Origin of the sequence: Photobacterium profundum, assembly GCF_003026285.1 — a bacterium.
GTDB lineage: Bacteria > Pseudomonadota > Gammaproteobacteria > Enterobacterales > Vibrionaceae > Photobacterium > Photobacterium profundum.
Window position 1 is genome coordinate 905,716 of record NZ_PYOD01000001.1, and the last position, 14,306, is coordinate 920,021.

The 14,306-nt window shown below is 39.7% G+C and carries 16 protein-coding genes and 2 tRNA genes; 6 read left to right on the forward strand and 12 right to left on the reverse strand.

The window, feature by feature from the left end:
* Positions 1-5: 5 nt before the first annotated feature.
* The 4 genes from flgC to C9J48_RS03960 form a co-directional block, all read right to left on the reverse strand.
* On the reverse strand, positions 6-422 hold the full coding sequence (gene flgC / locus C9J48_RS03945; RefSeq protein ID WP_006230948.1) for a flagellar basal body rod protein FlgC: 417 nt from the start codon (positions 420-422) through the stop codon (positions 6-8).
* Positions 423-425: 3 nt separating this feature from the next.
* Positions 426-821, reverse strand: coding sequence for a flagellar basal body rod protein FlgB (flgB, locus tag C9J48_RS03950; RefSeq protein WP_006230947.1), 396 nt, complete (start codon positions 819-821; stop codon positions 426-428).
* Between the two features lie 138 nt (positions 822-959).
* Positions 960-1,790 (reverse strand): protein-glutamate O-methyltransferase, encoded by an 831-nt coding sequence (locus C9J48_RS03955; protein WP_006230946.1) that lies wholly within the window; start codon positions 1,788-1,790, stop codon positions 960-962.
* A 42-nt stretch (positions 1,791-1,832) separates the two neighbouring features.
* The gene (locus C9J48_RS03960) at positions 1,833-2,759 is read right to left on the reverse strand and encodes a chemotaxis protein CheV (protein ID WP_006230945.1); all 927 of its coding nucleotides are present in this window, start codon (positions 2,757-2,759) and stop codon (positions 1,833-1,835) included.
* Positions 2,760-2,888: 129 nt separating this feature from the next.
* Between C9J48_RS03960 and flgA the strand changes: the two genes are divergently transcribed.
* From flgA to C9J48_RS03975, 3 genes are all read left to right on the forward strand, one after another.
* A complete protein-coding gene (gene flgA, locus C9J48_RS03965; RefSeq protein WP_006230944.1) occupies positions 2,889-3,596 on the forward strand; it encodes a flagellar basal body P-ring formation chaperone FlgA in 708 nt (235 codons plus the stop codon).
* A 161-nt stretch (positions 3,597-3,757) separates the two neighbouring features.
* Complete coding sequence (gene flgM / locus C9J48_RS03970) at positions 3,758-4,072, forward strand: flagellar biosynthesis anti-sigma factor FlgM (protein ID WP_006230943.1); 315 nt, start codon at positions 3,758-3,760, stop codon at positions 4,070-4,072.
* A 45-nt stretch (positions 4,073-4,117) separates the two neighbouring features.
* The gene (locus tag C9J48_RS03975; protein ID WP_006230942.1) at positions 4,118-4,546 is read left to right on the forward strand and encodes a flagella synthesis protein FlgN; all 429 of its coding nucleotides are present in this window, start codon (positions 4,118-4,120) and stop codon (positions 4,544-4,546) included.
* 15 nt (positions 4,547-4,561) lie between these two features.
* Here C9J48_RS03975 and C9J48_RS03980 read toward each other — a convergent pair whose 3' ends face one another.
* Together C9J48_RS03980 and C9J48_RS03985 are read right to left on the reverse strand one after the other, a co-directional pair.
* Positions 4,562-4,990: an LPP20 family lipoprotein gene (locus C9J48_RS03980; RefSeq protein WP_006230940.1), complete on the reverse strand. Its 429-nt coding sequence runs from the start codon at positions 4,988-4,990 to the stop codon at positions 4,562-4,564.
* A gap of 8 nt (positions 4,991-4,998) precedes the next feature.
* A complete protein-coding gene (locus tag C9J48_RS03985) occupies positions 4,999-5,634 on the reverse strand; it encodes a FlgO family outer membrane protein (RefSeq protein ID WP_006230939.1) in 636 nt (211 codons plus the stop codon).
* A gap of 234 nt (positions 5,635-5,868) precedes the next feature.
* On the opposite strand from C9J48_RS03985, the gene C9J48_RS03990 reads away from it, so the two are divergent.
* Together C9J48_RS03990 and C9J48_RS03995 are read left to right on the forward strand one after the other, a co-directional pair.
* Positions 5,869-7,005 (forward strand): flagellar assembly protein FlgT, encoded by a 1,137-nt coding sequence (locus tag C9J48_RS03990; RefSeq protein WP_006230938.1) that lies wholly within the window; start codon positions 5,869-5,871, stop codon positions 7,003-7,005.
* 49 nt (positions 7,006-7,054) lie between these two features.
* A tRNA-Arg gene (locus C9J48_RS03995) sits at positions 7,055-7,131 on the forward strand.
* Between the two features lie 77 nt (positions 7,132-7,208).
* Here the strand turns inward: C9J48_RS03995 and C9J48_RS04000 are convergent.
* From C9J48_RS04000 to C9J48_RS04010, 3 genes are all read right to left on the reverse strand, one after another.
* Positions 7,209-7,703 carry a hypothetical protein gene (locus tag C9J48_RS04000; protein WP_006230937.1) on the reverse strand — a complete coding sequence of 165 codons (495 nt, stop codon included), beginning with the start codon at positions 7,701-7,703 and terminating at the stop codon, positions 7,209-7,211.
* A 402-nt stretch (positions 7,704-8,105) separates the two neighbouring features.
* Positions 8,106-9,302 (reverse strand): porin, encoded by a 1,197-nt coding sequence (locus C9J48_RS04005; protein ID WP_242610833.1) that lies wholly within the window; start codon positions 9,300-9,302, stop codon positions 8,106-8,108.
* Between the two features lie 214 nt (positions 9,303-9,516).
* Positions 9,517-9,592: transfer RNA gene (locus C9J48_RS04010), tRNA-Ala, on the reverse strand.
* A gap of 267 nt (positions 9,593-9,859) precedes the next feature.
* Between C9J48_RS04010 and C9J48_RS27800 the strand changes: the two genes are divergently transcribed.
* On the forward strand, positions 9,860-10,036 hold the full coding sequence (locus tag C9J48_RS27800) for a hypothetical protein (RefSeq protein ID WP_006230935.1): 177 nt from the start codon (positions 9,860-9,862) through the stop codon (positions 10,034-10,036).
* 56 nt (positions 10,037-10,092) lie between these two features.
* On the opposite strand, the gene gltX is transcribed toward C9J48_RS27800, so the two are convergent.
* The 3 genes from gltX to C9J48_RS04025 all read right to left on the reverse strand — a co-directional run bounded on the left by gltX (position 10,093) and on the right by C9J48_RS04025 (position 13,541).
* Complete coding sequence (gltX, locus tag C9J48_RS04015; protein WP_006230934.1) at positions 10,093-11,517, reverse strand: glutamate--tRNA ligase; 1,425 nt, start codon at positions 11,515-11,517, stop codon at positions 10,093-10,095.
* Between the two features lie 216 nt (positions 11,518-11,733).
* Complete coding sequence (locus tag C9J48_RS04020; RefSeq protein ID WP_006230933.1) at positions 11,734-12,363, reverse strand: YccT family protein; 630 nt, start codon at positions 12,361-12,363, stop codon at positions 11,734-11,736.
* A gap of 71 nt (positions 12,364-12,434) precedes the next feature.
* Positions 12,435-13,541, reverse strand: coding sequence for a porin (locus tag C9J48_RS04025; protein ID WP_006230932.1), 1,107 nt, complete (start codon positions 13,539-13,541; stop codon positions 12,435-12,437).
* Positions 13,542-14,306: the final 765 nt, after the last annotated feature.

Below are 14,306 nucleotides of genomic sequence, written 5' to 3' on the forward strand. Positions count from 1 at the left end.
TTACCTTATTTACCCATCTGCAATGTACTCATTAGCATCTGCTTACTGGCATCTGCTACTTGCACATTACTTTGATAAGAACGCGATGCTGAAATCATGTTTGCCATTTCTTCCATAACATTAACATTCGGCTTATAAATATAGCCTTCATCATTCGCTAATGGATGCTGCGGATTGTATTCCGCACGTAATGGCTTCTGGCTTTCAACAATACCTTTAACCTGAACAGGCACACTTTCAGCACGCTGATAGCTTGCACTGTTTAATGCTGCGGCAAAAATGGGATGACGCGCTTTATACGTTTCTTCTGCAGAACTACTGACACTATTAGCGTTAGCAAGGTTACTTGAGGTGGTATTCAAACGGACTGATTCTGCGCTCATCGCAGATCCTGTTACATTAAATACATTAAATAAACTCATTTATTAATCCCCTCTCAAGGCTTTGCTTAAATTCTTAAACTTAGCACCCAAGAAATCTAACGATGCTTGATATTCCAGTGAATTCTGCATGAACAAGTTCTGCTCCAATTGCGCATCAACCGTATTGCCATCACCAGTGTCTGGTTGAGTAGGAACACGGTACATTTGTTCACCCATTACATTTGCAGAGGCAGAAATATGCCGCCCATTAGTTCGGCTCAGACCAACGTTTGCCCCTGATGTTGCCGCTTTTAATGCGCGATCAAAATCCATATCTTTGGCCTTATAACCAGGCGTATTAGCGTTAGCAATGTTGCTAGCAAGGGTTTCAGCACGCTTACCACGCACACCAACCGAGTATTGATGTATACCCAACGCTTTATCAAAAGAAATAGACATAGTTGCCTCCACAGTAACTTGATGTATATAAAGCAAATAGGATGCCAAGTTTTAAAATGGCAAATAAACAGGTAAACAGACAGATAAGCAAAAAGCGGCCAAAGCCGCTTTTTATTCTTTAATGATTTAAATCTGTCATCACTTCAATTTGTAGATAATGCCAGGGTTGCATCGAACCATCTCAAACTTATCGGTTAGTCCAGTCAAAGATTCTGACGCACCTAACAATAAATAACCACCAGGGTTCAAACTTGCCGCCATTTGATTCAAAACTTTTGCCTTCATATCTGGCGCAAAGTAAATCAAGACATTACGGCAAAAAATGATGTCAAACTTTCCAAGTAATGCATAGCTGTCTTTTAAATTCTGCGGACGGAAATTTACCATACGCTTTACTTTGTCATTCACCTTCATTCGCCCATCGCCATTACTCTCAAAAAAGAAACGGCGACGCTCAGGCGACAAACCACGGCTTAACGCTAGATTGTCATACGCACCAGCACGACAAGTATCTAACATCGTTTGTGATATATCTGTTGCTGTAATCTGAACACCCGATGCCAACATACCTGGTCGACGATTTTGCAGCTCTAATATCGTCATCGCAATAGAATAAGGTTCTTGACCTGATGAGCTTGCAGATGACCAAATTTTAAGCGGTCGTTTACTGGTCGCCATTTCCGGTAGAATCTTATCGGAAAGCACTGTGTACGGATAAGTATCACGAAACCACAATGTCTCATTGGTTGTCATCGCATCAACGGCAGCAACACGTAATTCACGATTGCGACCACTAATCACAACTTGGAGTAATTCAGATAGAGATGAAAGCGAAAATCTGCTGACTAATGGACTTAAGCGACTACGCACTAAGTACTGTTTACTATCGCCAAGTACAATCCCGCATTGAGCTTCTAGAAAACGGCAGAAATCCCGATACTCTTGGTCTTTTATTGTTATAGCTGTCATCTACTACTCTTTATAATTATTGCTTCTTGTTTGATATTGTTATTATTGTTGCTTAGAAGGCATTGCAGCCTTAACAGCAGTACCCAATTCATCTGGGTTAAATTTAGGTATAAATGCATTTGCACCTACGCGCTCAACCATTGCTTGGTTAAAAACACCACTCAATGATGTATGCAGAATAACATGTAAATCCTTTAAATTAGGGTTATTACGTATTTCGGCAGTCAGCGTATAACCATCCATTTCAGGCATTTCAATATCTGAAATAACTAAGGCTAATTGTTCGTAAATACTGCCTTCTGCTGCCATTTCTTTAAGTTTAATAATGGCTTCTTTACCATCTTTAACTAAGACACATTCACAACCAATGGCTTCAATGGCCCGCTGAACCTGCTTACGTGCGACACTTGAATCATCAGCCACTAATACACGGCGATTATCGGGCAATTCATTAATTAGCTCTTCAAGAACCGACCCTGTAATATCAGTATTTACAGGCGAAATCTCATCAAGGATTTTTTCAACATCTAAAATTTCAACAAGTTCACCGTCAATCTCGGTAACGGCTGTCAAATAGTTAGACCTACCAGCACCTTGTGGCGGTGGCAGAATTGATTCCCAATTCATATTAATGATTCGTTCAACAGAAGAAACCAAGAAACCTTGAATTGAGCGGTTAAACTCAGAGATGATCACAAAACAATTATCTAAATCATCAATAGGTCGCCCACCCGTTGCTAGGCTCATATCAATAACAGAAATAGTTTGACCACGAATATGTGCAATCCCTTTAACCAATGGATGCAAGTTTGGCATGGTCGTCAGCTTTGGACACTGAAGTACCTCTTTCACCTTAAAAACGTTAATCCCGTAACGTTGGCGTCTATTCAGTCTAAATGTCAAAAGCTCTAATCGGTTTTGACCAACAAGTTGGGTGCGCTGATTGACCGAATCAAGTATCCCCGTCATAAAGGTGACTCCATGTTATATATTTTTCTATTTGGAAAGTGAATACGAGTAATCTCGCCTGTAATCACATATTATGATCCTAAGACTAACAAGCGTAGCCTTCGTAACTATCACCAAAGAGCCAGAATCGTGACCCAAAGAACACATTTAAAACTCTTCGTAATTTTTATCGGCTTTATGTCGATTTTCTTTAGCACTAATATTTGGGCTTCAAAACAAACCACACTCGATACAGTACAGCATACAGCCGAAAGGCATGTTGAACAATTAATCAACGTGCCAGAGCGGGGGGAGCTTAAGCTTACGGCCGCCTCGTTAGATTCTCGGTTAAGACTTTCAGAGTGCTCAGAACCTTTAAACAGTACCATACCAGGTAAGCAATCATTAACTGGGAACGTAACGGTACTTATCAGTTGTTCACCTGAAAATTGGCAAGTTTATGTGCCGGTTCGCATTCAATTGCTACTACCTCGAGTTGTGGCGGCAACACCTCTAGCTCGTGGACTTGTTTTGAATGCATCACATCTTAGTGTAAAGCTCGTAGAAAGTCGTTTCCAGCGTGGCATTGTTTTTGAACACCCAACAGAAATTATTGGTTCTAAAGTAAAACGTACCATCAAAATGGGCGAAGCCGTTCAAGGCAACGATATCTGCTTAGTGTGCCGTAATGATGCCGTCATAATAAAAGCTGGTAACGGTGGGTTAAATGTTATCACCAATGGAACAGCCTTATCTGATGGCGCTCTGGGTGAACAAATTCGAGTACAGAATACCAAATCCAAACGAATTATTGATGGTATTGTAAGCGCAGTCGGCGAAGTAACCGTTAACTATTAATCGTGGAAAATCTGGATGTTATTATCCGTATATACTACTTTTTACACCACGTAATATGGTAGAAAGCATAAACTGCATAGAATGTGTAAAAAGTGCTAAAGTTACTCTATATGCAGCCGATAGAGTTGGCGTATCCAGTTTATTGTTCAAAGGCTTAATTTATGGCAAGTATTGATCATCTGCGCAACAGTCAACCGATGACAACCGCTCGGAATAATCAGAGTAAAGTAACGACGACATCATCAGGCAGTCAACCTTCTGCAGCACCAAGCCTGGGGCGACAAGATGCTGTTTCGTTAAGTTCGCAAGGTAAAGCCGTTGGTCAAATCCACCAACAACTAGCCACAGAACCTAGCTTTGATAGTGCAAAAGTCGCGGCAATTAAAGAAGCCATTTCAAGTGGTGCTTATGTAGTTGATGCCGATAAACTCGCATCTAATATGATGAAGTTTGAAGATGAGCTACGCGGGCTATAATGTTGCCCCTAGCCTTATTTTTGATATTAAGAATGATGTGACACTATGCCTGATACTATTGAACAACTTTTGGAGCTTCAACACGCTACATTGATATCCCTTTCTCGCCTATTAGAGCAAGAAAAAGGGGCAATTGTTAATCGTCAATCAGTCGAAATTGATCGTATAGCCAAAGATAAACTCAACTTACTAAATAAAATTCAGCAACAAGATCACCTTATAGCAAGTCATGCTCAACGCCAGTTACTGACTGAAAACACCGAATGCATGCAGAAAGTAACTGAAATAAAAACGATAGTTGCACGCTGTAAAGCCGCCAATGAAGTCAATGGTGAAGCATTACAACGTGCTCAACTTAGCTTTCATAAGCTAAACAATTTATTTCAGCAGAGCCGTGGTAAAAGCCAGATGACGTATAATAGTGAAGGTGTCGCGCAAAATATTCGCACACTAGGCACGAATATTAAGGCGTAATTGGAGAGAGAATAATTAAAACATTGTCTCTTGATTCGTGGGCACATGATAAACCTCACCATGTTTTTTCATTCGGTCCATAACACTTAAATCAAGTTCCATTTCAGTTACATAGCTATCACCCACAGGGTAGCTACTAATTACCTTAGCACCTCGAATAATGCCATCAACAGCTCCATCAGTGCTTTCTACACCCAATTGCTGATCATCCATCTCCGCTCTTGCACTAATGCGCATACCATAAACTTGTTCGGTTAATTCACGGTAAGCATCAATCTTAGATGCACGCATCGCACGTATACGCTTTTCTTCGTTGGTACGACCTCGTTGTTCACTGATCGTGGCATAACCAACAGCAGTGACTATGTCTTTATTTTTGCGCATTTCCGTCAATGGCTGACAGCCGACTAACAGCAATAAGCTCAAAATAATCCAGCGACGCATGACAACTCCTAAGGTTTTAATATTATCGTATTGCGATCAATACTTGTTGCTTCAGAGCGGATGATAACGCCATTCTGAATACGCATTTTGTTTAAAGAATCTAAATCACGACCAATCCGATCGGCAGGTAAGAAACCTTGAGCAGAAGCAATTACAACCCGTGAGCGCATACCTATAATACGTGCATTCACTAATAAACCAGCCCCTTGGCGCAACATAGTGCCAGTAAGCACATAATCGACAGGCTGCTGCCCTGCAAGTTCTTTCCAGTTTCGGCTAAGGGAAAAGTCTCCGTTAGGCGTCACTTTAATAGCCCCTGTCGATTTATAATCGACCACCGTAAAACCACGTTGCTGCATCTGATACATGAAGCTTTCACTGACCGTGTTACCCAACCAGTTCGTTTCATTCATCTCTTGTAAATCAACAAAAGAAGTAATCGCCAGCGGAGTCTTTGCTGTTAAATACTGATTAGAAACAATAAGTTGCTCTGTTAACCCTTCGATAAAGTAATCCAAGGTATGACGTGGTGTTTCCGACAAAAGTAAAGGACTGCCCGTATAAAGTTCTTTTCCGTTATAAATCGGAGTTTGTGCACACGATGTGGTCAATACTGATAGTAGTATGACGATCCATTTATTCATTCTAGCCAGCTCCGGATGAAAAGAAACTTGTAGCCTGTTATCGTTCGATTAAAGAAAAACTTTATCTATTATTTCCTAAATCTTATGAAAAATGCTTTTCGGAACACTCTTTGCATATCGTCCTAGCACAGAAAACATATAAAAGAGTTGAGCATTAACTTGATATAAAAAACGGTAAGTTTTATCTTCAGTTAATCGCTAACAAGCAAATTTCATACCCAAGTTGAGTTAAACATGAAAAAAAATACAATTAAGTGCTTAAGTAGCTTGTGTTTACTAATGGCATTTCAAGCGAATGCCGCTTGGTTAGAGGTCACAGGGAAAGCCCCCATCCTAGAAAGCGACAGTACCGCACGTATCAATGCATTAGAAGATGCGACTTATCAAGCCATGTTGTATTCCGGTGCTGATATTGCCAGCTTTAATCACATAAGACCTTATTTAGCGACTGAAAAAGAAGAATACCAATTCAGTGGAAATTCAATTCGTCATGTCATGGTATTAAAACAGAATAAAAAAAGCGGCAATATGTACGTTACGGCACGTATTGATGTGTATCCATCGGCAAATAGTTGCCACAAGAATCAATACAAGAAAGGAATACTGCTAGGTGAGTTTGACCTAATATCACCACAGCATGCTTCTATGGGCAGTATTTATCAGATTGGTGATGATTTCACATCCTTATTACAACGCCAGATCCAAAGGAAATCACAAAGCTTTGTCGTATCAGGCGTCACCCAAGTTCCCATACGCCCAGGTCAACCAACGGTAATGACCATGCTGGCAGAAGACAACGACGCACAATATATAGTGAATGGACAAATTACTGATCTTACCTCGACACTCGATCAAAAATTCATTCGTGATGATCAAGTCAATCGGCAGTTTGCAGCGACGTTGCAGGTAATAGACGGTAAAACAGGGGATATTTTATTCCAAAACAACTACCGAGAAATTGCAGAATGGCCTTTTGCCAAAACAAGCCAGGTAGACACGAAAAGTGCTCGCTTTTGGCAATCAACTTATGGTCAAGCCGTACAACGTATAACCCGTAATATGATGCTAGACCTTGAAACGGCACTATCTTGTCGAACCAGCCTACCTGAAGTTATTAATGTTCATAATAATACTGTGCAGATCAATGCAGGCCGTATTCATGGTGTTAACCGTGGTGACCAGCTTCAGCTATGGCACAGTGCTGGCTTCATTGACCCAATGGGCATTGCTCGAAATCGTATGGTACAAACTGACATCACATTAACGGTTGAACGTATCTACGAAAAATCGACAGAGCTGTCTGTGGACCAAGCAAATCTTGCGAACAGCATTCAACCTGGTGATTTACTGACCAAGCAAATCGACCGTTAACACTAATTACTTAAAAAGTTGAAGAATATGAGTATAATGGCAATCAAGTGCTCCCTTAGCTCAGCTGGATAGAGCGTCCCCCTCCTAAGGGGAAGGCCGCAGGTTCGACTCCTGCAGGGGGCACCATTTAAAACATAAGCTTACAAAACCTTTCATCTTGTAAGCTTATGTCTTTGATTGAGCTAGGTAACAAAGCTTACTATTTACATCTCAAAATCAATACTTATATAAATGTTACCTAATTGCCCCAGCTCATGTTCTTTCCATTCATCAAGTGTATCAAATACCCGGTAGCCAAAATCAGCACTCATGGTGTCATTGATCTGATACCGAATACCGGTCTGACCGCCAAACGTCCAATCATTCACATCATACAATCCGAACTTATATCCCACACTACCGCCAGCAAATACCTGCCAACGACGACTCTCTGATAATGGGTAAAGATAATCATAAGCCAAATGGATGCTGGTTACCCCTGAAGAAAAACCATGGGAGTAATTAGCAACTACGCGATGTTGCTCATCAAATATAACCCCTAAACGAAATATCGGCTCAAACTCCAATGGTGCATAGTATTTCGTCCCATCAGTTATCCCTACTCCCATAAAAGACTGGGAATTTTCAACCGCACCAATGGCAGAAAAACTAAGTAGAGTAATTAACAGTATGGTTGGTTTTAAAACATGTCTATACACAATAAAAACGCCGTTTTAAATGGAGCTACAAACGTACTCAGGAGCGTAAATAATAGGAAGGCCCAGAAGGATTAATTCATATGAAGAATATCTCAAGAAAGCTAAATAAAGCTGCCTTATCATTTTATAATTAAAACAAAAACTAATATTAGAGCATCGATTATTCAATCGTACAAAAAACTTAAAATAGCTTTCGCGGAAAGCTGATATTGGAAGGAAGTTCGAATAGCCCCCTAACTTAAATTAATTAGTGAGTGTGATGATAAATATACAGCAGACTACTGTTCCTTTAATATTCATGTTGGGGCACCCAAAATTTTAAAGGCTTAGCAACGTAAATTGCTAAGCCTTTATCATTCATTCTTACGATAAGTTAAAAATTACTTTCAACTGACCAGATCATTAGAATGCGTAAATTAAGTTAAATCCGCCGCCGTTTTCTGTTGATTTAGCGCCACCAAATTCACTCAATTCATAACTATGAAGCTCTACCGAAGCAATAACGCCCGCAGCAAATGCATAAGAAACACCACCAGCAATAATATCTCGCTTACCTGTCGCCCCTACATTATTGTCGTCAAAATCAATGCTTGAGTAATAAGCAAATGGCTTAATACCGACATCCATTAAGTAGCTGGTGTAAATATCAAACGCATTCGCATCTGCCCACTTTCCATCAGGACCGAACAGGCCTGCTTTATGAATTTTTGTACCTTGGGTATAAGCAGCAGCAACTTTAAGGCCATCAACTTCATAATTACCCGCAAACGTTAAGGCCTTCTGGCTATCACCGTCATTTAAGCCAATGTTACTTGAACCAGATTCTACTTTTACTTTGTTTTCAAGGTAAGTCGTACCAAGGCTAAGACCAAAATCAAAATCGTAACTTACAGCAGCTGCGTAGTTATAATCACGGCTGACTTTCTCATGTTCAGCTAGCTCTGCGTTATAACCATCAGTTGATAGACCATAATGAGCCGAAACATTCAAGCCATTTTGGCTGTAACGGTAAGCAATTAACTCGTCACCACGACCCGTTGCCGCAAAACCACCGTCAGCACCTTCTGAATAAATCGGTGTCGCATCAGGATCGATAATCACCATATTATCCATATAGCGAGCAACATCATGATAAGCAGACCACTGCTTACCAAAACGCAGATTACCTAAATCTTCATTATTAATCGTGATATAGCTAAGACGATTTCGGAAATTACTACTACCTGAATTGGGAGAATTAACAAACTGATCCCACTCAAGTTTGAAATCAATGCTCCAGTCATTAGCCATTTTTCGTTCAGCAGCAATATTGAAAATACTACGACCTAAACTTAAGTCAGCTTCATCAGCCCACATAGGTTCAGCTAAATCAAGAACGGCTACGCCGCCTAGTTCCAGTTTATTAGTGTCATCCTGATAAATAACCTGTGCAAAAGCTTGTCCAGATAGAAGAGCAGCAGAGATGAATACAGGTAATAATGCTTTTTTCATTGTTGTTAAATATTCTTTGATATTGTGTATGTATTTCAAATGTTGCCACAAAGACATATAGAACTCTAGACGTCCGCTGGCAATTGATGTTTTTTTATGTTTTTTCACAACAAAACACCAGGATAACAATTAGCTAACGAATATGAACCCATGGGTAACATCCACCTCAAATATGAACCAGATTGTGGCGATGTAATTTAGCGGAAATATTAGTTATCACAAAATTCAGATACAAAAAAACCTCGTCGAAGTATTTAGCTTCAAATGAGGTTTATTGTTTTCACGCTTACCTACTTTCTCAATAAAAAATAGATAATTAATTTGGTGGAGCTATGCGGGATCGAACCGCAGACCTCTTCGCTGCCAGCGAAGCGCTCTCCCAGCTGAGCTATAGCCCCAAATTATTTATCAATCATAAAAACTTAATCATTTCATGTCAATAGAATCAATGTAACTGCAAAATATAGAATCAAATTCTGTGAATTTGATCAACCATATCCAATATTTGAAATTCGTTCTAATTCTATAAAGTCTTATCTTTTTAGTAAGCAAGGCTATGCTTATTAATATTTGTAAAATATGATTTTGTTCTACTCTAAGTATGTAAGCAAAACCAAGCAGACAAAATTTATGAGACATGAACACTAAATAATGGAGTGAATGTTATGAAAAAGCTCGCAACTATCTGTACCGCGATAATGTTGTCAGCAAGTTTTAGTACTTCAGCTTTTATACTTACAGGTCAAGAGGCAGATTTACCCGAAGAAGCCGTTAAACAGTGTGCAACAGCTAAAAACTTCACTGTTTGTGTTAATAATTACAAACAGGTGCATAAGAAATGAAAAAAAAGGAAGAGATTAACTCTCTTCCTTTAAATTAACGTTTAACAACTCAATAATTATGCGTTTGCTTCACGTTCAGCAATGAATGCTAGTGCCATCGTAATACGATTAACAACACGCTTTTTACCAATCAACATCATGGTTGCATCAACCGAAGGCGATTGGCCTTGACCAGTAACAGCAACACGTAAAGGCATACCGACTTTACCCATACCGACTTCAAGTTCAGTACACGTGTCTGCAATTACGACATGCAGGTTTTCAGTATTCCATTCTTCAAGCGCTTCTACTTTAGATAACACTAAAGCTAATGCATCTTTTGCGACAGGGCGTAAGTGCTTCTTCGCAGCACCAGCTTCAAACTCGCTAAAGTCTTGGTAGAAGTAACGCGATTGATCAGCTAATTCGATTAGCGTATTACAACGCTCGCCGACTAATCCAATTACATCGGTAATTTTAGGGCCGTTTGCTGTATCAATTTCTTTTTGATCAAGGTGCCATTGCAAGTATTTTGCAACATATTCAGGTTCAGCAGTCTTGATATAATGGTTATTCAACCACAGTAACTTATCTGTATTGAATGCAGACGCTGATTTACTGATTGATTCAAGGCTAAATAAGTTAATCATCTCTTCCATAGAGAAGATCTCTTGATCACCATGAGACCAACCTAAACGGATTAGGTAATTAAGTAATGCCTGCGGTAAATAACCTTCATCACGATACTGCATTACGCTAACTGCACCATGGCGCTTAGACAATTTAGCGCCATCATCGCCAAGAATCATTGCACAGTGTGCGAATTCTGGTACTGGTGCACCGAGTGCTTCATAAATATTGATCTGACGAGGGGTATTGTTGATGTGATCTTCACCACGAACAACCTGAGTAATGCCCATATCCCAATCATCAATCACAACACAGAAGTTATATGTTGGGCTGCCATCAGTACGACGAATAATCAGATCGTCAAGCTCACTATTAGCAATTTCGATGCGACCACGAACTTTATCTTCAAATACAACCGTACCTTCTTTCGGGTTACGGAATCGAATACAGAATGCGCTATCTTCTGTTGCAGCTGCATTGGCCGCTACAATTTTTGGATGGTTAGCATCGTAACGAGGCTTAACACCTGCTGCCATTTGCTCTTCACGAAGTTCGTCTAGTAACTCTTTCGGGCAGTAGCACTTATACGCTTTATCTTCAGCTAATAGTTGATCGACCAACTGATTATAACGATCAAAACGCTTAGTCTGGTAGTAAGGACCTTCATCCCAATCCATTCCTAGCCATTCCATGCCTTCAAGAATGGCATCGATCGCTTCTTGTGTAGAGCGTTCAAGGTCAGTATCTTCGATACGAAGTACAAATTCGCCGCCCATGTGCTTAGCAAATAACCATGAATATAGTGCTGTACGAGCACCACCTACGTGCAGAAAGCCTGTTGGGCTTGGTGCAAAGCGAGTTTTAACCGTCATGTAAATTTACCTTATGAATAAAGGATCAGGCAGTGAGGGCCACTGCATTAAGATTATTGCGGGGTATTTTAACACTGTGAAGTAAATCTACAATCACCAGTGATAAGAAGAAAGAAGGAGTAATTCACCCCACCATATTCACAATCGATGAGGTGCAATAAATAATGATGAATATTCGCGGGCTACCAAATAGTAACTGCAGTGGTATCTACTTCATTATTTTAAGTTTTTCATAGCCCACTGCATGAACTGTTGTTGTTCATCGGCTGATAAATTACTAAACGTATTATGTAAAAATGTCATTTTGGCTGCAGGGTTTGGTGTAACCGATTGAGGGGCAATTGCAGTGTAACTAGCAATAGTCACAGCGGCACGCCCTTCTTGCCCTTGATTGTAAGCCTGTAACTCTTGCTGATAGTCACGGAAAGATTGCATCCCACTCGCATTTAATACATCAATTTTATAGTTAATATTTTTGCCATTAACATCCGTAAAAACAAAAGATGGCGATTTCTCAAAGGCTTTGGCTTCTTGAATTGTGCGCATTTTGTCGTAAGTAAGCGATAACGGTTGATCGTTAGCGTTGAATTTCAATATATACGACGGAGAATTATATTTTCGGCGCTTCGCATCTTCAAAAACAATTTGTCCGACCGTAATTAAAATTTGATTTTCACCTTTTTGAATATCAACTTGTTGTTCGGGAGAAAAAATACCGTTACCAACTTTGCCACCGTTCACTACAATCGGGTTAATTTCTGGTTGAAGTGTCAATACTGTATCTGCAGCAGCTTGCCCGCTTCCAAGTGCCAATAAGATCGCAACACCGAGTGATTTCATTTTCATAATATTTGCCCTGTAATACAACAAGAAAGGGCGAACGTCTTCGCCCTTGGATTAATGGTTGAATCTACAGATTAGAAGTAGTATTCAACACCTACAGATAACTCATCAAATGAACCTGATTTCCAACGCTCTTTACCATCGGCACCAACAGCCGCATCACCAAAGTCATTAGTACGCGCACGCGCATACAACACAGCTGATGGGTCAACAAAGTACATGGCTTGAACTGAGATGACATCATCATCAGTATTCTTTATGGTTTTCCCATCAACTTCTAACTCAAAATTGGCAGCATATGCCGCTTTAAATTGCCAATCACCAGTGGTGTACATAAGGCCTGTAGAAATTGCGTCTTGCTTCTCGTCACGACCAACTTTCGTTGATGCTTCCATGTATTTGTATTGAGCGAAGAATGAAATACCGTTATCAAACCAACCTTGAAGACCTAATAAATACGTGTCATTTTCCCAATCTTGGCCTTCAGATTCAATATTACGGTTGCCTTCATACGCAGCATCAAACTGGAGAAAACCTATATTATAGTGCGCTGCAAGGCCGCCCCAGTAATCGTCACCAGAACCTGTACTTGCAGAATCACCAGCACCGACAGCCACATCAAAACTTAAACCCCCCGCATAAGTTGGAGAATCCCAACGAATGGTATTTGATTGACGATCTTGGTATTTAGCGCCACCAATTGAACCACCCCAATCGTATACATCACCCAAACCAGGGTTCGACGCAGGCCAGTCAATTAACTCGTAAATAGGTGTTAATACACGCCCTAAACGAACTTGACCTAACTGGTCACTCTCAAAACCAACAAAGGTGTCACGTTCACCAAGACCAGCACCCTCACCACCAAAACTAGGATCAACATAACCGCCTTCGATCTGCCAAATAAATTTAGGACCGAAGTTTTTAAATTGCTTTGAGCCACGGAAACCGATACGTGACTCATTATTTAATTGAGTGCCACCAAGGTCATCATTCACCGCTTTATCACCCGTATCATAATCACGATACGCCGCTTGCAGTGCAATAATACCGTAAACTTCATATGATGCTGAATCTTGTAATTGTTGGCTATCAACCCCATCGCCATCAGCGGCAAAAACAGAAGCAGATAACACTAAAGAAGAGACTGCTAAACCTAATATCGTTTTTTTAAATTCCATGGATAACTCCTAATAATAAAATAGCTGTATATGTATGCATCCTTAAGTTGGCCGCCGAAGGTCTGCATACAAGATATTTATAAACATTGTTTCAATAGGAGAAGAGGTTACAAGCTTTTTTTATTTCAGGAAGTTAACGCAGGAGAATTTATGACCGCGTTCAAACTAGATAAATATAAAAATAAATAAATACATTAAAGTCAGTAACTTGCAAGGGAATCATTAAAATACATAAACGTCAAAACATCATACTGACTGTGAATCAACTCTCATAAAGCCAAATTTGGAAGGATAAAAGCAGACCCATTGCGCGTGAATTTACAAATACATGCTTTGTTTTATATTTATTGAGAGCAAAAAAATGATCTACCTCGCAATTTGAAATAGAAGCATTGAACTAGTTAACCCGATTCTCTCTAAAATTGACGTTTTTATTTAATACATATTTAGCATTAGCAATTAAGCTACATAAGCATCAAATACTCCAAAAAGGAATTCTACTAATTCATATCAATATCCAATAGAAGCAGTTAAAAACAGTAAGATACAGTATTCACAAATCAAATAATGCCCAGCGGTAACGATCACTAATTCACATTGCTGCGATTGGCCTCTAATAATCATTATTAATTTTATAGAAAGAAGTACAAGATTATAACGAACAAAAGATAGGACTTAGATATGGATTATTAAGTATTAGGCTAAAATAAATCATCAATTAAATTAAAAGCCTTATAAAAACCGGAGAGTCCGTTCTCCAATATT